The 22,545-nt window shown below is 57.5% G+C and carries 15 protein-coding genes; 9 read left to right on the forward strand and 6 right to left on the reverse strand.

Annotated elements, in window-relative coordinates; genetic code table 11:
* Positions 1-18: 18 nt before the first annotated feature.
* From AB6804_RS04495 to AB6804_RS04510, 4 genes are all read left to right on the forward strand, one after another.
* Positions 19-5,862: a DEAD/DEAH box helicase gene (locus AB6804_RS04495; protein WP_370885367.1), complete on the forward strand. Its 5,844-nt coding sequence runs from the start codon at positions 19-21 to the stop codon at positions 5,860-5,862.
* Between the two features lie 287 nt (positions 5,863-6,149).
* Positions 6,150-7,325, forward strand: coding sequence for a DNA cytosine methyltransferase (locus tag AB6804_RS04500; RefSeq protein WP_370885368.1), 1,176 nt, complete (start codon positions 6,150-6,152; stop codon positions 7,323-7,325).
* A 53-nt stretch (positions 7,326-7,378) separates the two neighbouring features.
* Positions 7,379-8,476, forward strand: coding sequence for a DUF262 domain-containing protein (locus AB6804_RS04505; protein ID WP_370885369.1), 1,098 nt, complete (start codon positions 7,379-7,381; stop codon positions 8,474-8,476).
* 2 nt (positions 8,477-8,478) lie between these two features.
* Positions 8,479-9,105, forward strand: coding sequence for an MAE_28990/MAE_18760 family HEPN-like nuclease (locus tag AB6804_RS04510; RefSeq protein ID WP_370885370.1), 627 nt, complete (start codon positions 8,479-8,481; stop codon positions 9,103-9,105).
* Here AB6804_RS04510 and AB6804_RS04515 read toward each other — a convergent pair.
* The 4 genes from AB6804_RS04515 to AB6804_RS04530 all read right to left on the reverse strand — a co-directional run bounded on the left by AB6804_RS04515 (position 9,087) and on the right by AB6804_RS04530 (position 13,542).
* Complete coding sequence (locus tag AB6804_RS04515) at positions 9,087-9,524, reverse strand: very short patch repair endonuclease (protein ID WP_370885371.1); 438 nt, start codon at positions 9,522-9,524, stop codon at positions 9,087-9,089. The two genes, AB6804_RS04510 and AB6804_RS04515, sit on opposite strands and share 19 nt — an antisense overlap.
* A gap of 278 nt (positions 9,525-9,802) precedes the next feature.
* The gene (locus tag AB6804_RS04520; RefSeq protein WP_370885372.1) at positions 9,803-10,198 is read right to left on the reverse strand and encodes a hypothetical protein; all 396 of its coding nucleotides are present in this window, start codon (positions 10,196-10,198) and stop codon (positions 9,803-9,805) included.
* Positions 10,199-10,468: 270 nt separating this feature from the next.
* Positions 10,469-11,308, reverse strand: a complete 840-nt coding sequence (locus AB6804_RS04525) for an H-NS histone family protein (protein ID WP_370885373.1) — start codon at positions 11,306-11,308, stop codon at positions 10,469-10,471.
* Between the two features lie 446 nt (positions 11,309-11,754).
* Positions 11,755-13,542 (reverse strand): hypothetical protein, encoded by a 1,788-nt coding sequence (locus AB6804_RS04530; protein WP_370885374.1) that lies wholly within the window; start codon positions 13,540-13,542, stop codon positions 11,755-11,757.
* A 1,138-nt stretch (positions 13,543-14,680) separates the two neighbouring features.
* On the opposite strand from AB6804_RS04530, the gene AB6804_RS04535 reads away from it, so the two are divergent.
* A complete protein-coding gene (locus AB6804_RS04535) occupies positions 14,681-15,649 on the forward strand; it encodes a helix-turn-helix domain-containing protein (protein ID WP_370885375.1) in 969 nt (322 codons plus the stop codon).
* Between the two features lie 55 nt (positions 15,650-15,704).
* Here the strand turns inward: AB6804_RS04535 and AB6804_RS04540 are convergent, their stop codons facing one another.
* Both AB6804_RS04540 and AB6804_RS04545 read right to left on the reverse strand, forming a co-directional pair.
* On the reverse strand, positions 15,705-17,129 hold the full coding sequence (locus AB6804_RS04540) for an amidase (protein WP_370885376.1): 1,425 nt from the start codon (positions 17,127-17,129) through the stop codon (positions 15,705-15,707).
* Positions 17,119-17,388: a hypothetical protein gene (locus tag AB6804_RS04545; protein WP_370885377.1), complete on the reverse strand. Its 270-nt coding sequence runs from the start codon at positions 17,386-17,388 to the stop codon at positions 17,119-17,121. Before AB6804_RS04545 ends, AB6804_RS04540 begins: the two co-directional genes overlap by 11 nt.
* Positions 17,389-17,747: 359 nt before the next feature.
* Between AB6804_RS04545 and AB6804_RS04550 the strand changes: the two genes are divergently transcribed.
* Genes AB6804_RS04550 through AB6804_RS04565 form a run of 4 tightly spaced genes read left to right on the forward strand, consistent with a single transcriptional unit; the run spans position 17,748 to position 22,437 of the window.
* The gene (locus tag AB6804_RS04550; protein ID WP_370885378.1) at positions 17,748-18,974 is read left to right on the forward strand and encodes an ABC transporter substrate-binding protein; all 1,227 of its coding nucleotides are present in this window, start codon (positions 17,748-17,750) and stop codon (positions 18,972-18,974) included.
* Between the two features lie 27 nt (positions 18,975-19,001).
* A complete protein-coding gene (locus AB6804_RS04555; protein ID WP_370885379.1) occupies positions 19,002-19,877 on the forward strand; it encodes a branched-chain amino acid ABC transporter permease in 876 nt (291 codons plus the stop codon).
* A gap of 12 nt (positions 19,878-19,889) precedes the next feature.
* A complete protein-coding gene (locus AB6804_RS04560) occupies positions 19,890-21,704 on the forward strand; it encodes an ATP-binding cassette domain-containing protein (protein ID WP_370885380.1) in 1,815 nt (604 codons plus the stop codon).
* Complete coding sequence (locus AB6804_RS04565) at positions 21,694-22,437, forward strand: ABC transporter ATP-binding protein (protein ID WP_370885422.1); 744 nt, start codon at positions 21,694-21,696, stop codon at positions 22,435-22,437. The genes AB6804_RS04560 and AB6804_RS04565 overlap by 11 nt, the downstream gene beginning before the upstream one ends.
* Positions 22,438-22,545: the final 108 nt, after the last annotated feature.

Here is a 22,545-nt window from a genome sequence, read left to right on the forward strand (position 1 = left end):
CAACTACGGTATTACGACATGCTCGACCCAATAGGCGCCACACATAGAATCCGCGAATTCTTCCTGTCTTACTTGGAAACCGCGTTTCGGATTCGAGACGATTCGGTGTCGGCCGCACGACGTGCATTGCTTACCCGGCATGGTACTTTGACGACCGAGCCCTTTCTCGAGCCTGTGCCGCGCTATGAGCAGGTGGCGTATTTCCTCCAAGACCTCGTCCAACTCGAAGCCGGCAGCCCCGTACGTGCCTTTTCCCATGAGGCGAGGCGCGCCTTTGTCGAACTCGCGTTGTCCGGATTGTTCCCCGGCCAATCGTCCGGCAAAGAGGATGTGCGGCGAACGAGTGCGGTGCGCCCCTATCTGCATCAATGGCAAATGCTCGAGCGCGGCGCGCGTCCAGGTGCACCGGGAATCGTGACGTCCGGGACCGGCTCGGGAAAGACCGAGTCCTTCATGCTGCCCATCTTCGCGACCATCGCTCAGGAAGCCATACGATGGCCCGCACCACGGGCGAAACTCTCAAACGAATGGTACAGGGACACCGGAAAGGAATTCGTCGCGCAGCGGTCCACGGAAAGTCCGGGCCGTCCCAAAGCCGTCCGCGCCTTGCTCATCTATCCAATGAACGCGCTGGTCGAGGACCAGATGACGCGGCTTCGCCGCGCGCTCGATTCCGATGACGCTGCGGCCGTCATGGATGAACGATTTGGCGGAAATCGCATTTTCTTTGGCCGATACACTGGCGCCGCGCCGGTTACTGGCCACCTCAACCATCCGCGCAGGGCAAACACCGCCAAGGAAAAGCGCAAGCGCGCGGACCGCATGGACACCATGCGCAGCCGGATGAGCGAAATTGCAACGACGCAAGCGCTCGCTCGCGAACACGATGCGCGCGAACTCACCGATGCGCTCAGGGCTGGCCAAACGGCTCCCGAGTCCACCCGCTTCCTTTTCCCCTCACTCGACGGGGCGGAGATGGTCACGCGTTGGGACATGCAGGCAACCCCGCCGGACATCCTCATTACGAACACGTCGATGCTCGCGACAATGCTGATACGCGAGGTCGATGAGCCCATCTTCACGTCGACCCGCAGATGGCTCGAAGCAAACGACGATGCCTACTTCTTTCTGGTCATGGATGAGCTCCACCTGGTTCGAGGCTCAGCCGGGATGGAAGTCGTTGGACTGCTGAGGAGCCTCTTCGCGAAGCTGGGTCTGGATAGACCGGAACATCGTCACAAGGTCAGAATCCTCGCCTCGAGTGCATCCTTGCCCGATGAGGGCCCTGACGCGGAAGTCAGTCTCCAATATCTGTTTGACTTCTTCGGCAGCTTTGGCACTGCGCGCGCACCGGGTGATTCCGGGTTTGGTACATCCACGGATTGGCGGACTGCAATCGTTCGCGGCAGGCAACTGACACAGCGCTTTGAAGGCGCCTTGCCACTCGCTACACGACCGTTCGTGGACCTCGCCAGGGTGTTGGACGTCAACGGGTCCGATTTCGCCGCTCAAGTGACCGAGCGAACGTCTGACCTCGACGCCGCCATCGTGAGTGTCGCAAGGTCGTTGGGAATAGACACACGTCCAACGGATGTCGCAGCGTCTCTGCCCCAGGTGATTGCTGCTGCATCATCCGCAATCGTCCACGCCTGCACGACTGATGACGAACATTCAACGGCGCTTCGTGCTACTTCGGTCAGCGAAATTGCCCGACGCTTGTTTGGAAGCGATGACGCCGAAGGCGAACAAGCCGTTCGAGGTTTGTGCATCTTGCGCGGCCTCGCTGACACTGTATCGAAACCTGAGCTTTACGGCATCACAGTTCCAGATGGACTTCCAAGCGTCCGCCTCCATTCCTTTTTCCGAAGTATTGAGGGCATGTTCGCCGCACCCTATCGAGACAGCAACGGCAAGCTTCACTTCGATGGGCTCTCGGTCGAGCGTGGCCACACTCACGCTCAGTGCGATGATGGTTTGACGAGGCGACTATTTGAGCTCGTCTACTGCGAGGCCTGCGGAGAACTGTTTGTCGGTGGCCGTCGAAATGCCGACGACAACTCGCGGTCGACAGAACTGTTGACGACTGCACCAAATTTGGAACAGCTACCTGAAGCAGCTGCGATTACCAACTACGAGAATCTCAGCTACAACGAATACGCCATTTTCTGGCCCCAGAGCACTCAGCCCAAAGACGGAGAAACCAAGCACGAACAATGGGACGAAGCGTCTCTCGATACGCGCAACGCGATGGTGACACCTGTTCCTTCTTCCGACAATTCGCGTCTTGCCGGTCGGCTCTTCCACATAAATCAATCGGACCGTGTGACCAAGGCGCCTGGGTCGGCCTCACCACGCTGTTGCCCTGCGTGCGGAACCGACTACAGCAGACGCAGGCCGGGGATGGGGGCAATGTCACCCCTGCGAAGTTTTCGTACCGGCTTCGCGAAAACTTCGCAGTTGCTGGCGACCGAACTGTTTTCAGCGCTAAAGGTGAGTGGTCGCACGCCCAAGTCCGTGGTCTTTTCCGACAGCCGCCAGGACGCGGCCCGAGCCGCACTGGACATCGAGCGCCGGCACCATCAGGACACCCGCCGGCAGATGCTCATTGAAGCGCTGAAGTCGGCCGTCGCTGAGCGACCCTCCGGTGAAGCGCGCAAGGAGAAGGAGAAGCAGGCTAGCGAGGCACTGGCCAAGGGGGATTTCGTCGAACTGAAGAGACTCTCCGATGAGCTCGCGAAGCTGCAGCTTGTAATCGACCCGTCACGGGTCGCGCTCGCCGAAGTCATCGAGCCAGTATTGCTGAGCTCAAGTCAGCTCGGCTCCTATCTTCGACGACATGTCGAGCTAGGCATTCACCCGACGGACGCCGCGGGAATCGGGCTAATCCGGAAACAGCCATGGAACCGGTGGGTCGTACCTGCCGGCGCAAGTGGAAAGCCAGAATGGCCAGCACACAGCGACAGTGGTGAAGCTGGCGAAGCTCGAGCCGAGATTCGTGAGGACCAACGTCCACTGACGTACGAAGTGCTGTTCTCGAAGACCTACTTCGCGCTCGAGGAAACGGGCATCGGCTATCCGTCAATGACCGCTAGCCAGACTGCCGATTCGAACCGGCTTGACGCCTATTTGCGCGTATTCGCAGACGCGTATCGTGTCGCGGGAAACCGTTGGTCGGACGAAGCGGCCCATGTCGACGACGCGCGTGAGTTTGGCGCAAGACATCGCATTTCTAAGTTCGCACGCGCCAGCGCACCCGTAGCGCCTGTCGTGGAGCTCGACGACGTGCTCCAGAAATTTAGAACGCTCGACCATGCACACGGTATCGTGGAGCTCAGCAAACTTTACGTCAGACTCAGCCAACGAGGAGACCCCTTCTATCGTTGCAAGAACTGCGGCCGGGTTCACCTTCATCGCGGCACAGGCATGTGCACCCGTTGCCTTGAGCCCTTGCCGGCGGACCGAGACGGCAATGTCGAACAACTTTGGGAATCAAACTTCCTCGCACGGCGAACGACGCGTTCGGAACGTAGCGACGAATCAGCCTTCCGGTTACATTGCGAGGAGCTGACGGGGCAAACCGGCTCCCCCGCCGCCCGGCTGAGAGCCTTCAAGGGAATTTTTGTCGGGGAAAAGAAGACGCCCGACTTTGAACTCTTCAAGCGTGTCAACGAAATTGACCTTCTGTCGGTGACAACGACGATGGAGGTTGGTATTGATATCGGTGCATTGCAGGCGGTCTATCAGGCGAACATGCCGCCGCAACGATTTAACTATCAGCAGAGAGTTGGCCGTGCAGGTCGGCGTGGTCAGGCATTCTCGATGGTTGTCACGCTCTGCCGAAGCCGAAGTCATGACCTCCATTACTTCCGCAATCCAAAGCGGATTACCGGTGATGTTCCGCCTCCACCGTTCCTGACTACCGGGCACATCGTGATTGTCGAACGGATTGTGCGGAAAGCCTGGCTTGCTGCCGCGTTTTCGCGCCTGCGGGACGAGGACGGTCCTGCGTATCCCGGCGATGACCTGTCCGACACCCATGGTGAGTTTCCACCGGCTTCCGTCTTCTATGCGGCCGCTGGCAACTGGCGCAAGCGTCTTGAGGGAGCACTGTTGGCCACAATTGCAACCAGGGACCGGGTCATTGATGCCCTTTCGGATTTGGACAAAGTGCAAGCCAAGGCCATGAAAGATGCAATGACGCTCCGACGCTTCGGGGACCACGTCTGGTCATTCGCCGGAGAAGGGTCAGGAAGTTCACTCCCGCTTGCACAATTTCTTGCCGAGCAGGGTCTGCTCCCGATGTACGGCATGCCAACAAGGGTGCGCGACTTGTACGTCGGCATCGAGAACAATGAGGAGAACAATCCTGAATTTGCAACCGTTGACCGAGACCTCGATATCGCGGTCTATGAATTTGCACCGGGTCGTTCTCTGGTCCGCGACAAACGGAAGCATGAATCCATTGGGTTCTCGCCTGCGCTACGAGAGCCCGACGGCCAGTCGAATCGGGCGACATCGTTCGGCTCATGGAGGGCAGAGGTCCGTTACATCGCCTTTTGCGAGTCGTGCGGCGCAGTGTCAAGTTTTGCCGACCTTCCAGTCGAAAGCGTTCAATGTGTGGATTGCAAAGGCGACATTCCGGTCGAACGATTCGCGAGATATACCAGTCCTGTTGCTTTTACCACCGACCTCCGTCCGAAGTCCGTCGAGGAAGGCGAGCTGGCTCCGGTGTTCCGGCGTGTCACGACGACAGAGGCCTCAAACGTGACGCTGGACGACGTACCCGGTTCAAACATGTCCGTAGGCACGACGTCGGACGCACGCGTGCTTCGGCTCAACCAGGGTGAGCTCGATGATTCCGGTATCGCCCAGCCGTTCGCCATGGTCCCGACTATCGACCACCGAGTGCCCGCACCGGGGAACCGAAAATGGCTGGTGGGTGGCCAACTAATCACCGAAGAGCGGTTTGCCGAACTTGATGCGCGCGGCGCAGTGAGTCGTAACACGGACTTGGTCGATGAATCGGTCCGACTGATGGCTCGCAAAAAAACGGACGCCGTGTATCTCACGCCCACCCGGGTCCCGGAAGGGCTGGATATTGGCCGAGTCGGTCGCGATTTCGCAGACACCTCGGTTCGTGCAGCGCTGATTAGCGCCACCCATCTTTTGATGCAGCGGGCCTCACTCGAACTGGACATCGCGCCCGACGAATTCGAGGCGCTGGAGCCGCGGCTGCGCAACGGCAAGCCGTTGCTGCAAATTGCTGATTTTCTCGTGAACGGCGCCGGATTCTCTAATCGCCTCGCCAGTGGCAATCCCGCGCTCATCGTGAGGCTGACGAAGTCGATAGTCCAAACGCCGCTATCGGATAGCCTCGTCGCGCCCTATTTTCATGCGACGCATCGAGGGACTTGCTCTCAGGCTTGCTACGAGTGCATGCAGCGGTATGGCAACCGGGCCTATCACGGTTTGCTCGACTGGCGACTCGGACTGTCAATGCTCCGCGTATTTCTCGACGCGTCGTCGACGGCGGGCCTTGACGGCAAGTGGACCGCTTCGCCCGAACTTGCCGACTGGCCGGATTTGGCCCGACGCTCGGCAGAAGAGATTGCGGGCCTGAGTCCGGACCTTTACGACCTGACTCCCGTTGGCCCCCTTCGGTTACCGACGATAAGGGAACGCAAGGCTTCGCGTCGATATGTTCTCGTCCATCCGTTCTGGTCGCGACAGGCCGCCTTGGAAAAATGTGCGGACGGATTCCCCGGAACGACATTGCTCATTGACAGCTTTCAAGCGGCGAGACGTCCACAGCGCGTCCTCTTCGCGGCACGTGACCACGCGCACAAACATGGGCTGATATAGACCACGGAGCGTACACGCGCTCCCGCTTTGGATTGGCCGAGCGGGAGCGTATGAGCCAAGTTCTACATTTGGCCGAGATTCTCTCGTCTCATGCTGATGCCGCGACGCGTCGGCTGGACGGTAATGCAGGTTACGAACCCCACCAAAAAGTCTTAGGCCTGTGCGCAAACTCGAGTATCCTTCCGGATGGCGCCGGGTGACCCGGTATCTGGGCGAACGTGTCCACAAACGCGGCATGGTTCCGGTATGACCGTTAACCTCGACCGGAAATAGCGACAAACGAAGAAATGAGATTTGCAGGACTCTTTGCCGGGATTGGCGGGTTTGAGGTTGGTATGGCGAACGCCGGGCACCGCACCGAGCTGCTCTGCGACGTTAATGCCGGCGCCGAAGCAGTGCTGAAGCGCCAATTCACCGATGTGCCATACCATTCCGACATAACCACGTTAAAGTCCTTGCCGTCCGGTATAGACGCAATCTGTGCTGGCTTCCCATGCCAGGACCTGAGCCAAGCCGGTCGTGGGGCTGGCCTTGACGGTCAGAAGTCACGGCTCATAGCGGAAGTATTCCGTCTGCTGTCGCGACGACGGGTCGCGACCGTCGTAATCGAGAACGTGCCGTTCATGCTGCAGTTGAACGGAGGCGCAGCGATGCGGGCAATCACCGACGAATTCGAGCGGCGCGGATATCGCTGGGCGTATCGCGTCGTCGATACCTTTGCATTTGGGCTACCGCAGCGAAGGGAACGGGTCTTCATGGTGGCTTCACGCGACATCGACCCTGCAGAGGTGCTCCTTGTCGACGAAAACACGCTGATTCGTCCAAGGACCGACGTGGGTCGGCTTGCACATGGCTTCTATTGGACGGAAGGACTGACGGGGCTTGGATGGGCCGTAGACAGCATCCCGACGCTTAAGAACGGCTCGACGATTGGCATTCCATCGCCACCTGCGGTGCTACTGCCAGATGGAAAAATCGTCAAACCGAGTATTCGCGACGCGGAAAGATTGCAGGGATTTACAGCGGGGTGGACTGAGCCCGCCGAGAAAGCCGTCCGACGGTCCTTTCGCTGGAGTCTCGTCGGAAGCGCGGTCAGCGTCCCGGTTGCCCAATGGTTGGGCCAACGGTTGGCTAATCCCGGCGTCTATGACGGGCGAATGGACGGTGAGTTTCCGGCGTCAGGTCGAATTCCACGCGCCGCGCGCTTTGATGGCAAGCGGAGGTATCAAGTATCCATTGGTGTCGACCCATTGGGACATCGACCGCCTTCCCTCTCTGAATTCTTGAAGGATGAGGGCGACCCGCTTTCCCTGCGAGCGACACTCGGCTTCTTGACCAGAACGCGGCGCGCGAAACTCCGATTCGACGACGCGTTTATCGCTGCCGTGGAACGCCATGTTGAACTGCTAGGCGGCGAGATACCGCCACGGGCGGAATGGCAGCTACAGCTGCTTGGGGACTAACGTCGATGCTCGCACGTAAGTATGAGGCACCGAATATTTCGAAACTATTTGACATGGCAACCACGGCACGAAACCAGCTTCGCATAATCACGGAAGAAGACAAAACGTCCGCCGAAGCGCAGGTCCGAGAGCTTCAAACCGACGTCGACTACGAAACGAAGGAATACACGGTAGAACTCATTGTGCAGAAGTACCTCGAAGGAGAGCCCGAGGACGCCAACGAGCTCTTTGTTCCGACCTACCAGCGTGACTTTGTATGGAACTCGGACCGTCAAAGCAAGTTCATCGAGTCGGTGATGCTTGGTCTCCCGATACCCTATGTGTTCACGGCGTCGTTGGCAAAAGACATTCATTCGGACGAAGGTCGCGTGGAAATCGTCGACGGTTCCCAGCGCATCCGCACCCTTGCGGCGTTTCTGAACAACGACCTGATTCTCGACGGCTTGGAGAAGCTCTCAAAACTGAATGGTTTCCGATTTTCGGATATCGAACTCTCACGTCAGAGAAAGTTCAAGCGACGGCCCATTCGCGTGATTGAGCTGTCTGAAAAAGCGACCGAGACCGTCAGACGAGACATATTTGAAAGAATCAATACGGGCAGCGACGAACTCAAGGCCATGGAGAAGCGCAAGGGCATCTTTACGGGACCATTCTATGACTTCATTGCGGAATGCGCCGCGCTCCCGCTTTTCAACGAAGTCTGCCCGATTTCCTTCCGCAAGCAACGAAGGGAAGAAGCAGAAGAAATGGTGCTTCGCTATTTTGCATACGCCGACCGCTATGAACAATTCAATCACAGCGTACGAAGCTTTCTGGATAGCTACCTGAAGGACCATCAGAACCAGTTTGACAGGGACAAGTTGCTTGCACGTTTCACTTCCATGCTTGAGTTTGTTCGCGACAATTTCCCCTTCGGCTTTCGAAAGTCACCAGCCAACTCATCGGTCCCACGAGTCCGTTTCGAAGCCATATCAGTCGGCGTGACGCTAGCTCAGCAGACAAATCCGAGACTCAAGTCGTCTAAGCAGGAAGTTACCGAATGGTTGGCTTCAGACGACTTTTCAAAACATACCGTTTCTGATGCGAGCAATTCACGGCCCAAGGTCAAAGCTCGCATCGAATTCGTTCGGGACCAACTTCTGCGCGTATAAAAATGCTTTCTGTTCGTGCCGATTTCGATAAGCGATGTATCGAAATCAAAAGCTATCTCGACTGGCTCGAAGGCGCCGAGGCGAAGGACAACATCGTCCCGAAGGGACTGCCGCCCACAATGAAGGCCGCCGCAATGTTGTTGCTCTACAACCTGGTTGAATCGACCATGACCAACGTGGTAGAGGCCATATTCGACGAGTTGCAAGTGCGGAATGTCGCGTTTGACTCACTGACCACTTGCCTAAAGGTAGCGGTACTCGCGAACGTCAAGAATGTGGCTGCAGAAAAGCTGACTGATAGGCTGGTAGTAATTACCACCGACATCATTGGCTGCACTTTCGACAAGGCAAAAGTGTTCAACGGTAACGTAGATGCCAAAAAGATACGTGAAAAACTAACGGAGTTCGGGATTAAAACAAGCAACGCGTACAAAGAGGAGCGACTGAACGCCATCATGGTGGCCCGAAACCGTCTCGCCCACGGCGCGGAATCCTTCGGCGAGTACGGCAAAGACCTGACTGCGAGCGAACTTATTCGCGACTACGAGCGCGTAAGTAGCTTGCTAGCATTCGTGCTCGACGATGTAGAAGGATTCCTCAATCAGCGCGCCTATCTAACCGCGGTTTGAAGCACCTCTTGTATCCTTTTCACGCACCCATCAAGGTTCTTCTTTACCTCGTGTTCCCACAATCGGATGATGCGCCAACCGGCTGCCATTAACTTGTCATCGACCTGTCGGTCTCGCTGTTGGTTTCGTTCGATTTTCCGAGCCCAGAAAGTCGCATTAGTGGCAGGTCTCGTGCCATGAAGCGGACATCCATGCCAAAAACACCCGTCAACGAAGATTGCCACCTTGGCGGAGACAAATACAATATCGGGCCTGCCAGGTAGGAAAGCAGCAGCTTTGACGCGATATCGAAGGCCGGTCGCCCAAAGTGCGTGCCGAAGTCGAAGTTCGATATCAGTCCCCGTCTGGCGTACGCGACCCATTCGGGCGCTACGCTGTTCGGGTGTGAGAATATCAACCATAAATTTGTTGAAGGTCATTAGGCACGTTGGCCAGCTTACCAGCGCCCTCCAGTGCAAGCCGATAAGCCCGCTGAGAGCGAAACGGCACAGGGGGACGAAGCACAAGCGAGCTATCGCTTCGCTCCGGAAACTGTGAAAGCCGAAATGCCGAACAACAGCGCCACGTCGGGAGGGGAAGGTCCCGAGCTTACCGGCAAAAACTCTAGCCCGTCCAAACGTTAGCTGACTGAGTTCACTTACAGGCAAGCGAAATTGGCGATGCAATTCCCACGACTCGTTTCTAAGAAGGAAACAGCCTACAGCCGAGCGGCGTACCAGCGCAGGAGGGACTTGAGCGCGGCTTCGTCCGCTACCAGGCAAGACGATTGATTGGGTGCGGCGAGATTGGAGTCGCTCTGCTTCACCCGGCTCCCGTTGTATGGTTCACCCGACCTCGACTCGACACCCGGTATGTCTGGGATGGCACATCGCTCAAGTAGGATTCGCGTTCTTTGCCTGTCATGACGCTTCTTCTCAGCATCGTACTCGCCGACTACGATAGCAAATTGTTTTCCCGCGGGACCGCCGATAGCGAATAGATGCGCTTTCGTTCGCTCAGGCTCATCGAACACATGCAGCGCCAGTTCGACCTTCATCGAACCGTGAATGACTGACCACGCTTGATGCGCGGGATATTTCGGAAACTTCTCCATCGCTCCTTCCCTTGTTCTCGGATAATGTCACCCGCTTTCTGCTTCTATTTGGACACAGCTTGTCCTTGCTCGCGATTGCAATAGAGTCCAAAGGTGCCGCTTCACTTTGAGCTAGTCCATTGGACGCGCGAACGCGAGCTTGAGGCAGGATACGTCCTAATCATGACCAACTGCAGGATATCTACCTATGGACCAAGTTTTACGACTGTGCCGCTGAAAATGACAGTGTGCTACTTACCGCGAACTGCCATCGTATGCGTCGAGTCCTGCTTATGAAGCGGAAGTCGCGGCACTCGTTTCGCTCGAGCTGACCTGTGGCGACGTCGCTGGGTCCGGAGCCGCCTCTACCGCCACTTTGCTACCAACCCTCTTCGCCGCGACCTTCTTGGTTGCAGCCTTCTTGCTCCCAGCCAGCGGTCCCTTCTTCGCCGCGGACGTCGACTTCTTGGCAGCAGCGCCCTTGCGCACAGTCGTCTTTGCAGACGTCGCCGACGCCTTCTTCGCCGCGCCCTTCTTTGCGGACACGGTGGCAGTCGCCTTCTTCGCCGCCGCTTTCTTTGCCGTCACAGCCGTGGGCGCACCTTCCTTGGCATCAGCAGCCTTGGGCGCAGCGCCGTCAATCAGGAACTTCGTCCGGTCCTTTGCGCCAGCAAGCCAGCTCGGCGCCTTGCCGCGACCGCTCCACTCTGCTCCACTCTTCGGGTCACGATACAGCGCCGGCTGCGGACCGCGCCGATAGTTGCCTGGCTTCGCCGTCTTTCTGCCGCCAATCGGCGCGCTCCCTGCGCTGTTTTCAATCAAAAACCTATCGCGGTTCTTCGCGCTTGCTATCCATCCCGGCGCTCGGCCATGGCCGCTCCAAGTCGCCCCAGACTTCGGGTCTCTATATTTCGCCACAGCGCCCGACTTTCGCGACGGCACTTTCGTCGACGCATTGGAGACAGCTTTCTTGCTGCCAAGATTGGCGGCCAAATCCTCCACTGAAATGCCATGCTTGTTCATGAGCGAGTGAATTTGCGCGATGATTGCTGTTGATTGCCTCTTAGCAATCGCTTGGGCCTGAGCTTGTAGCTTCGCAATTTTGGCTTGCAAGCTGTCGAGTGTTGCCATCGTGTTTCTCCGGTCGGTATCCATTTCAGCACTATGCCACCGGTTTCGTCGAAACGCGAATTAGTTCGTATTCTTCGTGACTCTCTGCCGGGCAACATTCACATATATCTGTGACGTAGCGACGTTCTTTGTCACCGAACAACATAACGCTCGTTGGCCGTAGCGTCATGTCTGTCATGGAGCCGCTCGGCGCCCATTCTTCTGTCGATGAAAGCACCTAGCGCCGCCGTTGATTTTGTACCCACCCGTGGTTGGGAGTGGTCTATCTGCCGATTCTGTGGCGGTCGCTGCCGACTGCCTCGAGGTTCCACTCGACTTTCAAAATGGTGAATAGCATTGAATCAATACCTCAAAACGGCGGGCGGCCATACCGAGTAGCGTGAGCCAGTTCGACTACCGTGTAGTGGCGATGCCCGCCCGCGCTTTCTAGTGCTGGTGCTTTGTAGCTAAGACGCGTTAGGCGCACTGCTACCGTTACGAAAGATAAGGTTGTCAATGAAACGTACTCCATGCTGGTTTCGACCCTGCAGATTCGTGAATCGATAAGTACCCGGCTGAAGCGCAAGGAACTGCGGCGTAGTATTTACGCATGTTGTCGCTCCATTGCCGGCGACGAGCGTAGCGCTGGTAGCCGCACCGGTAACGCTGGCTGTTCCGATGACACCGGCGGAATTCGACTGCGTATAAAGGCCAACGCCAAACAATGGAGGAGCATAACGGTTGCGTTCCCAAGTCAGTGTCGCTTGGCCGATTGCGGGAGCCCCCGGAGCTAGGAGGTCGTTGGAAGTCGCCGTGTGCCACTCCACCTGCGTTCCCAAGTTCGCGGTTACAGCGGGATTCGGGTTTGTAGCTTGAAACTGGTCGAGCATATTCCCAACTGCATCGAACAGCGTGAATGTGTAAGTCGCATAGAAAGGCACGTTGGTCAGGTCGACTTGCGACGTGCTCCAGAAGTACCTTGCTGGCGGCGTAAAGGCCGATGCCTGCGCCGGGTCGAAGACCTGCCATGACCATCTGTAGAGGGGCGTCGTTGAGCTCGTCGTCACATTACCCGCCGGTCCGGGCGCTGGTGGCAGCGGCGTCGGTGCGACTCCCGGAATTTCCAGGCTCTGCTCGCCGCAAGCGGTCGATGTCAGAAGGAAGATTCCGGTGCTAGGTAACCCGGGGCCAGTGACGAGTGCAGACCCGACGTTCGTTGCATTCGGCCCGGCAAGGTTGAAGTTGAATGTGACGCCCGCATCGTAGTGTCCGATGTCGCCCGCTTCGTTGTCGAGGAAGGTGCGGCGGGTAATCCGCGATTCAACCGAAGCGTCGTATTCCCGTTGGTTGCCGTAGATAGTCCACGAGACCTTGGTGCCGTCCGCCAAGCTGATGGGATTGGCTACCTGCCTTACTGTCGTCAGCAAAGAATTTTGGCTTCCATCACTGGGTGCATACGGAATGCGTACGAGCGCCGATTGCGTCCCGTTTGAGTCCTTGAAAAACATCAGCGTTTCGGGCGCTCCCACGGTCGCACCGACCGTAGCTGCATTCGCGAGGCTGCCTGGAGTTCCCGAAACTGATGGATATCCGTTTTGCTTGTAGTTGGCGTCGACAGCGGCAGTACAGGCAGCGTTGGACGCTCGCGTCGCAACTGGCGCTGCTAGACATTGCTGCAGAAGGCTTTGCATAAAAGCCAAATAGTTTGCGGCCGCGGGCGGAGCGACTAGCGGTGCAGCCGACGGGACGGTCGCATTGCTCAGCCGCAAACCGCTAACAGCATTGCCGCTCGACACAAGATAGGCACCGGCGCCGTTCTGGATTATCTGTACCGATTCGATGACCGCATCGGCTCCAGACTGGTTAGCAGCGAACGGTGTTGTCACAGCATTGAAGCTGCTTGGGTCGAGACCGTTCACCTTAAGAATGTCTGCTAGCGCGGCATTCAAAGTGGACGATGCTTTGGAGACAGTTGCTGGCGACGTGGCGGCTGCTAGAGTGGCGGGACTCCGCAGGTCCAGTGCGTTTCCGGTTGACGTCAGGAGTGCACCGATTGCCGTAGTCAGCGTCGTAATGTTTGCGGTCGTGGACTTCCCCTTGTCCGGTGCCGAAGTGACAACCGAGACGAGCGGGTCGTGTTGACCAGTCGGGTCTATCGCTGTCAACAGCACTGGGCCAGAGAAGTCCGCTATCGTCAGCGCGTAGGCACCGTTGGCATCAGCGGTCCCGCTCGCCGTTTTTCCGTGGCTATCCATAGCCGTTACTTGCGCATCAGCGATTGGGGCGCCCGTAGCTACCGTTCCTCCAACGGTGGACTGGGAGTTACTGCTCCCGCCTCCACCCCCGCCGCATCCCCACAAGAGGGCCGCGGCGGCGACTGCCGAAAACTGAAAGTGAACCCTGCTACGCTTTGCGTTCATGTTGTTTCCCCTTACGCTACGAGAACTAAAAGCGGGAATGGCAGTCGAGTCTTTCGAACTGCAACATTCCATCAACCGCGCGACACCGCTTCATCCGCCTCAGTCACCGTTTTCCAATGTTGATGAGGGTCGCGAGGACGATGATTCAATTCGCGCTTGAATATGTAGTCCTGCTAACGACGGCGACGTATATTCGTTGCGGCGCTTTCTTTCGCTTACAAATCAGAGCACTTTGCTCGTCGACGGCCCTCTTGATGGAGATGCGGTGGAGCGTTTCCGGCCGACGCGCAAGTCTGTAAACGGCGTTTGCGCGCAGAGCGAACGCGGGCGTAGGCGTGGGAGAAGGCGTACAAAACAGCGGCCGTGAAAGGTGCGACCAACGGTCCGCCCCGGACGACGGGGTCTGACTGCACACAAAATCCAGCGGCTACACTCACGCGTACGGCGAACATTCAGCGGCCTTTTCTCGTTGGGTCCGCTCGATAGGACGATGTGTCCGCGCGCAAATTGAAAGTTTTAGAGGAAAGCTCGCGTTGGTACAGGGTTCGTGACATTTCCATCAGTGAGCGCGCCTATGTACTGTGTCAACGCCGTTCGACCGCACGGAGCGGCGAGGAGCGACACCTCGACCGCATGACGGATTAGAGGTTCCCCGCACCCGTCATCGGTGCTGGCATAGACAAAAATTGTCCTTCGACACGCCGGCCAGACAGGCTGGTTTAATCAATCAGGACGAGTTCCGTAGCCGTGCCGCCCGCCGACATCGAACGGTCGTAGGCCTAGAGCGATACAGATGCTTGCACCTTCAATATTGGCGCCCTACCGTCTCTCGATGGCCGTTGAATGCACCGCACCACATCGTCCATCGCATCTCGCGTCAGCGCAAACCCTCATTGCTTCGTGGAACAGATGCGATAAATGTGGTTGTGGATGGTCTTCGGAACGCTATCGACAGACCAATATCGGAGTTGCCATGCAATATTCGTTTTCGACGTCAGTCGTTCCTGCGCCACAACGCTTCGATTATTGGCGCGACGTTGTCTGCAGCCATTGCATTCCGGCGGGCAGCGATTCGCCGCACCGAGCCCGGTTCGACGCGGAACTGACCGGAAGGTCAATCGGCGTGCTCGACGTCGCGAGAATGACCGGGCCTGAGCATAACTGGGTCCGTGACTTCACTGATATCCGCCGGGGTCCCGAGGACAACCTTTGGCTCTCATTTCTCGAGCGCGGAGAGGGGCATCTCGAGCAGAATGGCAGCAGAGTCGTCCAGCGTGCCGGTGACATCGTCCTATATGACGCTTCGCGCCCCTTTAGTTACACAATCGCCCCTGCATCCTTTTTTATCGTGCGACTTCCGCGTGACCTTCTGCTTCGCCGAACGGGCAGCGCAGAGCGCTTGGTCGCGACGTCCCTGGGCCCCGGCACCGGGTTTCGTGCTTTGCTCGGCGCAATGATTAAGGAAGCTTGCGAATCGTCGGAAGTGGGTCAGTCTTCACATGCAGAACCTCGGATAGCGGCAGCCATATTGGACCTCGTGGCAGCCGTCGTCGAACTGCATGAGGGCGACTCGCCCGCTCCGTCTGCGCAGGCGGCGTTGTACAACAGAGCCCTCTCCTTCATCCAAGACAACGTCGAAAATCCGGGGCTCGACGTGGATTGCATTGCATCGTTGATGCATGTTTCTACGCGGACGCTGGCTCGCGCTTTTGCCGGACAAGGAACAACGCCGATGAAAGCGATTTGGCAGCAGCGACTCAAGGCCAGCTACTGCGCTTTGCGAGAGCGGTCGGTCAAGAACGTAACTCAAGCGGCGATGACCTTCGGGTTCTGCGACGTTTCACACTTCAGCAGGTCATTCAAGAAACATTTTGGCGTAACCCCGCAGAGCGTATTGCTTGACGCTAAGACGGCCGTACGTTGCGGGGTGGAACTAGACTGACTGTACTTGACTGTGAACGGAACCGCGCCTCCCGTTCTGAGAGGCACGAACTGGGTCAAGGAATGGCGTTCACATCCGGTCGCCGGGTGTGGAAGTCCGTCACTGATTGGAAAGCGTGACCGACGGAGAAAAGCCGAGACTCCGCAAACGGGGCTCCGATAATTTGCATTCCGACGGGAAGGCCGTCTGAGTCAAAACCGCATGGAACGTTCAGCGAAGGCAGGCCTGTGAGGCTTGCTACTCCTGTGAACTGCATAATCGCCGACAGCATGTCCTCTTCTACATTGTTCTCGATGATTACCGTGGTCGCGCCAAGCTCCGTGGCGGTGAACGGCAGCGTCGGGCAAATGAAGACATCGACGCGCTTAAAGGCTTCTATGAACTCGTTTCTTAGCAATGTCCGGTAGCGCTGAGCCTGCAGATAGTGTGTCGCAAGCAGCATCTCCCCTACCTCAAGCAAGGTCCTGACATCTTCACCGTAGTCACTCGGTCTATCCCGCAACGACTTCTGATGGTACGTGCTCGGTTCCGCAGACTCTATCGTCAACTGCGCGGAGATGTTGCCCTCGATGTGCTGGATGTCGACTTCGACAATATGAGCACCCAGCTGCTCGAACGTCTTCAGAGCTCCCTCGACCGCACGCTTAACGTCCGGCTGTATGTGCGTAAAAAAATAGCGAGGCACAATTCCAATCCGCAGCCCTTGCACTCCGACAGACAGCCTGGATAGATAGTCGTCAATCGGCACAGGCGCCGTTGCCGGGTCTGCGCTGTCCGGACCAGCTATCGCATTGAACATCAACGCGCAATCTTCGACGGTCCGGGTCATCGGGCCCGCGGTGTCCATCGACCAAGCAAGCGGAATGATGCCTGCATTACTCACTCGACCGTACGTTGGTCGAATTCCTACCACGCCGTTGACCGCGGAAGGTAGTCGAATCGAGCCCCCAGTGTCGGTACCGAGTGCTCCGTAACAAAGGCCAGCGGCTACTGCGGCTCCCGAGCCTCCACTTGAGCCGGCTGGAAATTTCTTCGTATTCCACGGGTTACGCACGTGTCCGTAGTGCGGATTGGCAGATGTTCCGCCCCATGCATACTCATGCATATTCGTCTTTCCAACAAAGACCGAGCCGGCTCGCTTCAGCTTTGAGATTACGGTAGCGTCCTTATCTGGGTGCCAGTCTTGCAGAATTTTGCTACCAGCGGTTGTCTGTTGCCCGCTGATGCTAATGTTGTCTTTGATGCCAAGCGGTATTCCGTGCAGGGGCCCAAGGTCATATCCCGCCGACAGCATCAGTTCTGCCGCTTTCGCGGCTTTCCTTGCTGCGTCTTCCGACACGGAGATGAAGGCGCGGAGTGTGTCGTTGCAGCGCTCAATCTCTCGTAGCGACGCATGCAGCAACTCCGTCGGCCTCACCTCGCCTTTACGTATCAGCCTCGCTGCTTGAGCAATCGAGTAGTTTACCAATTCATTCGGCATTCGACACCTCGCCGAAGTTCGTCGTTTGGAGAATTCCGGTGATGGGGCTCAGGTTCGCGAACTCTGGCGCGCTCATCTTGAGCGACAGCTGGTTCGCAGCCTTCAGCCAAACGTCCAGAATCTGTGTCACTGCCGTCACCCGGTCGTCCGCGAGAGGCAATTCCGACGCCTTCGCAATTCCTTTCACGAGCTCGCTGACATCTGATGTGGTCACGTCCGCCTCCCAAGGGTTTTTCAGTGCACAGGTTAACGTTGCCAATCGGCGACCGCTTGTGCGAGACAGCCATGTGTGTGGAACGAAAGGGCCAACTGTAGGTGCGCCCCCCAACTCATCAGCGAAGTCGCATGTCGGTACGCAGGAGCCGCAGCCTGAAAAGGAAGCACTCGGCCAGCCGGCAAGCTCTTTGGGCGTTCAAAACAAAGTCTTCCCGTATGATGCGGCCCCCTTCTCTGCTTGACGCGGCATCCGCAATAACCCTCACTTGGCGTCGACGGACTATGTCCTTGTCTCTGGCAGGCAAGCGGACCGGCGAGCCCACTGCTACCTTCCAAGGTATCGCGTCGCGGCTGTTTGCCGCGTCATTCCCTTCTGGCTTTCCTCAGACTCGCGGAGCGGTCATGACACGGACCTTTGTATGGGCAGCAGTATTGTCACTCCTTTGCTTGCAGGCGCCCGCATCTGCTGCTGACAAGGAGCCAATCCTGGTAGGAAGCGTCTTGGACGAAACCGGGGGGCTCAATATCTACGGGAAAGCGATGGTCGACGCCACGAAGCTTGCCATCAAGTCCATCAACGATGCGGGCGGAGTTCTGGGTCGTCCGCTCAAACTCATCTCGTACGACGCGCAGTCCGACAACGCGAAATACACAACTTACGCTAATCAACTGGCGTTGCGCGACCGCGTTGCCGTCATCATGGGCGGTATCACGAGCGCCTCGCGTGAAGCGATTCGCCCAATCGCGGACCGCAATAAGACTCTCTACTTCTATAACGAGCAATACGAGGGCGGGGTTTGCGATAAGAACGTGTTCCTTACCGGGATAGTGCCTTCTCAACAGATTGCGCCGCTGGTCGACTGGGCTATCAAGAACGGCAAGAAAAAGTTCTACGTGCTGGCCGCTGACTACAATTATGGGCACATATCTGCCGACTGGGTCAGGGAATACGTAGCAAAGGCTGGGGGGAACGTCGCCGGCGTCGACTTCATCCCATTGAACGTCAGTGAGTTCGGCTCGGTCGTTTCCAAGCTGCAAGAGGCGAAGCCGGACGTTGTAGTGTCGCTGCTGGTTGGTGGTAACCACATCGCGTTCTACCGTCAATTCGCCTCTGCTGGATTGTCCAACCGAATGCAGATTGTTTCGGCGACGTTCGGGCTCGGAAACGAACAGGTTGTCCTAAGTCCGAATGAGGCAAACGGCATCGTTGTTGCCTTCCCATACTTCCAGGAGCTCAAGGGCAGTGCGAACGACAAATTCCGTGACGCTTGGAGTAAGGCGTATGGCGCGAACTATCCTTACATTACCGACAGTGCCGTTGCAGTGTGGAACGGGTGGCATCTGTGGGCGTCGGCCGTCGCGAAAGCGGGCAGCACTGACCGTGAGAAAGTCATCGCCGCGCTCGAAACCCAACCCGCCTTCGACAGTCCATCAGGCAAGGTTTCCGTGGATGCCGGCACTCATCACGTCATTCAGAGTGTCCACATCGCAAAGGCCAACGACGCCCACGGTTTCACAATAATCGGGGAGCAGGAAGCGGTCGCTCCCAGCTACGAGCGTTCAGTCTGTGACCTGAAGGCACGCCCGAATACAGCCAAGCAGTTCACCCCATCGACCAGCACTAAGTAGCGCATCTAAACATCAGCGAGGTTGAAGATGCAAGCTATCACAGTTGGCTGGCTTACGAATATGGCGGTCTCGATAGGCTTGAGCATCGCCATTCTCATATTGGTCTCCCTGGGGCTCTCTGTCCTTTTCGGGATGATGGGAATTATCAATCTCGCTCACGGCGAGTTCTTGATGTTTGGTGCCTTTGCGACGCTTGCGGGAATGAGGGTCGGTCTGCCTCTTCCGATAGCAATGGTCATTGCCACACTCGCCGTCGCCGCATTCGGTTGGATAGTAGAACGCGTCCTCATTCGTCACTTGTATGGACGTCTTGCCGACAGCATGCTTGCCACGTGGGGCCTTAGCCTCATTATGTCGCAGGTAGCGGTCTACGCCTTTGGTCCCACGACCCAAGGCATCGCAACACCGGGAGGCAGTTTTCGGCTCGGCGACTATTCGATATCGGTCTACTCCCTCGTTCTAATTGCGGCCGCGCTCGGCCTGTTGGCGTTCGTCTATGCCGTCTTCACCCGTACCAAATACGGAGTGATGGCTCGAGCGGCCGTTCAGCGCCCGCAGATGGCGGCGGCTGTTGGCATCGACCCTCGACGCGTTAATGCCCTCACCTTCATGTTTGGTGCGGCACTTGCCGGTGCAGCGGGTGCCCTCTTGGCGCCAATGGTAGGCGTGATGCCGACGATGGGCGAAGCGTACATAGCGAGGGCATTCATGACCGTGGTGGTGGGGGGCCCCGGCGTTCTCACCGGCGCAGCTGCCGCATCAACCCTGCTTGGCGGCCTTGAGAACATCGTTTCCTACCTGTCCAGTCCCTTTCTTGGCCAAGCCGCATTGCTCGTACTCGCCATCTGCCTCGTGCGAGTAATGCCAACAGGAATTTCGGGTCGCTTACGACGCAAGCTTTGACGAGGCCTCGTAATGAACTACGCAAAAGTTAGTCTGAGGCACCGGCTTCTCGCTTGCACTGCTGTAACAATAATTCTTCTAGTCCTCGGCGTCGCGATGCCAGAATTCGCTACCTTGCAGGCGACTAGCTGGGCCCTCTTCGGGCTGCTCGCAGTGAGCCTAACCTTGGTTTGGGGGCATGGCGGGATTTTCAGCTTCGGGCAAGGCGCTTTTTTTGGCGTCGGCGCGTATGTGTATAGCTTGACCGCTATTAACCTCTTGCCTGTAACGCACGAGACGCTGAGCGCGGTCATTCTCGGGACGCTCGCCGCGGCCGCCTTAGCCGTTGTCGTCGGCTACTTCATCTTCTATGGAAACGTCGGCGATGTGTACGTGGGCATTATCACGCTAGCGATGACGCTGGTGCTTTTCACAGTCTTGTCGAGCACGGCTGACCCAAAATATCACGTCGGCGAAGCGCAGCTTGGGGGATATAACGGGATTTCGTCGGTTCCTCCGGTGACGATGCCAATAGGTGAAGACGGGACTGCACTGACAGTCGTTCAGCTATACGCGTTGGTTATCGTGATTTGTGCTGTAGTTGTCGCAGGCCTGTACACGCTGCTGAATCGACCGTTCGGTCGAGTGCTCACTGCCCTGCGTCAGAACGAACTGCGTGCTCAGTTGCTTAGCTACGATGTCCGGCTTCGAAAGCTCGCCGTGTTCTGCGTTGGCGGTGCTGTCGCCGGTCTCGCCGGCGCACTGTATGCGTCCTGGGCCATGTTCATAAGCCCGGTCGTTTTCGGACTTTCGCTAGCTGCGCAAGTGGTGATATGGGTGCTGGTAGGTGGTCGGGTATCGTTCTTGGGTGCTTTCATTGGAGCAACTGCCGTACAGTCAGTCTCCTTTGCACTAGGGGGCGGCGCCGGAGACGCGACACCAATAGTGCTAGGCACCGTGCTCATAGCCGTCGTACTCTTTCTGCCTGACGGAGTGGTGCCTACCGTTACGAGGCTGCTGTTCTCGAGGTTCGTCGGCCGCAGCAGCCCAGAGGTGCGTGCCCCTCTGCGCGACGCCGCTACCCCTACGTTTGAGCATCTACCGTTTGTCACCGAGTCAAAAGGCTCTGCACTCGGTGCGACGGCGCTCGAGAAGCGCTTCGGCGGAGTCAAGGCCGTCCAGAAGGCAACCGTCAAATTTGAGCCAAGAGGCGTCCATTGCCTCATTGGCCCTATCGGCGCCGGTAAGAGCACTTTCTTCAACTTGCTTGTCGGTCGGTTCCCGCCAACCCGCGGCGCAATCGAACTCGACGGCCGCTCAATCACCACGATGAGAGCCCATGCCCGAGTCAAGCAAGGGCTCGGAATCAAGCTGCAAGTCGCCAGTATCTTCGACGAGCTATCAGTGCGAGAAAATCTGTGGCTTGCAGCGTTCGGGCGACTCCGGGATAGGGCGTCCGCTGACATCAGGGCCGACCAGCTCCTTCGCTGGCTAGCACTGGATGCACGAGCCGATGAGATTGCGACTTCTTTGTCGCACGGCCAGAAGCAGTGGCTAGAGATTGCGATGGTGGCTGCGACAGAACCGTCCGTCGTTCTGCTCGACGAGCCGACTGCCGGCATGACCCGTGATGAGACAGCCAGAATGGCGGCTCTCATCAAATTGCTCGGACAGTCTGTTTCCGTCATTGTCGTCGAACATGATATGGAGTTCGTCAGAGCGCTCGACGTTCCTGTCACCGTCTTCCATCAGGGAAATGTCTTTGCGTCTGGCTCCTTAGATGAGCTGCGCCGGGACGAACGGATTCTTGACATCTATCTGGGTCGACATGGGCAACATGCTGCTTGAGATTCGTGGTCTCCGTGCCGGCTACGGGGGAACGAGCGTACTTCACGGGTTAGACCTCACCGTACGAAACGGGGAGATGGTTTCCATCCTCGGTCGAAACGGCGTTGGGAAGACGACGTTGCTGCGTGCAATCGCCGGCACCATCGGTATCCAGCACGGTGATATCCTGTTCGACGGCAGGTCCATTATCGGTGAGCCAATGCACCAACGGGCGCGGAGAGGCATCGCCTATGTGCCACAAGGGCGCGATATCTTTCCCTCTCTTTCGGTCGCTGATAATCTGAAAGCCGCTGCATTCGGCACGAAGCGGTCGGACTGGAGACAAGCGATGGAATCGCTCTACGCGGGCTTCCCAATGCTGCGTGAGAAGGCTGATGAGCGCGGGGACTCCCTGAGCGGCGGCCAGCAACAAATTCTTGCGCTCGCGCGCGCCCTTATTACTCGCCCATCGCTCTTGCTGCTCGACGAACCGTCCGAGGGGATACAGCCTTCAATCGTCGACCAAATCGCGGACACGGTGAAATCCATCAACCAACAAGACGGAATTGCGGTCGTAGTCGTTGAGCAGAACCTTGAGTTTGTTGCGCGGATGGGCGCGCATTGCCGGCTTGTAGACAGAGGACAAGTTGTCTTCGAATGCCAGCCCGACCGGATAATTCAGCCTCTTTTGAATTCTCAGTGGGTGGTTTGGCGGGTCAAGGGCGAGCGTAAGGTCCGCGCAGCGAACCCTTGAGGCGCACTGATTCGATAAGCTGAGTCATGGCTGGTTGCGGCAGAATGCTGCAACCAACCATGCAAGACGAAACGAACAATGACGAACCAACTGTTTGAAGCCGCTCTG

This window comes from Caballeronia sp. RCC_10 (genome assembly GCF_041360715.1).
GTDB classification, from domain to species: Bacteria; Pseudomonadota; Gammaproteobacteria; order Burkholderiales; family Burkholderiaceae; genus Caballeronia; species Caballeronia grimmiae.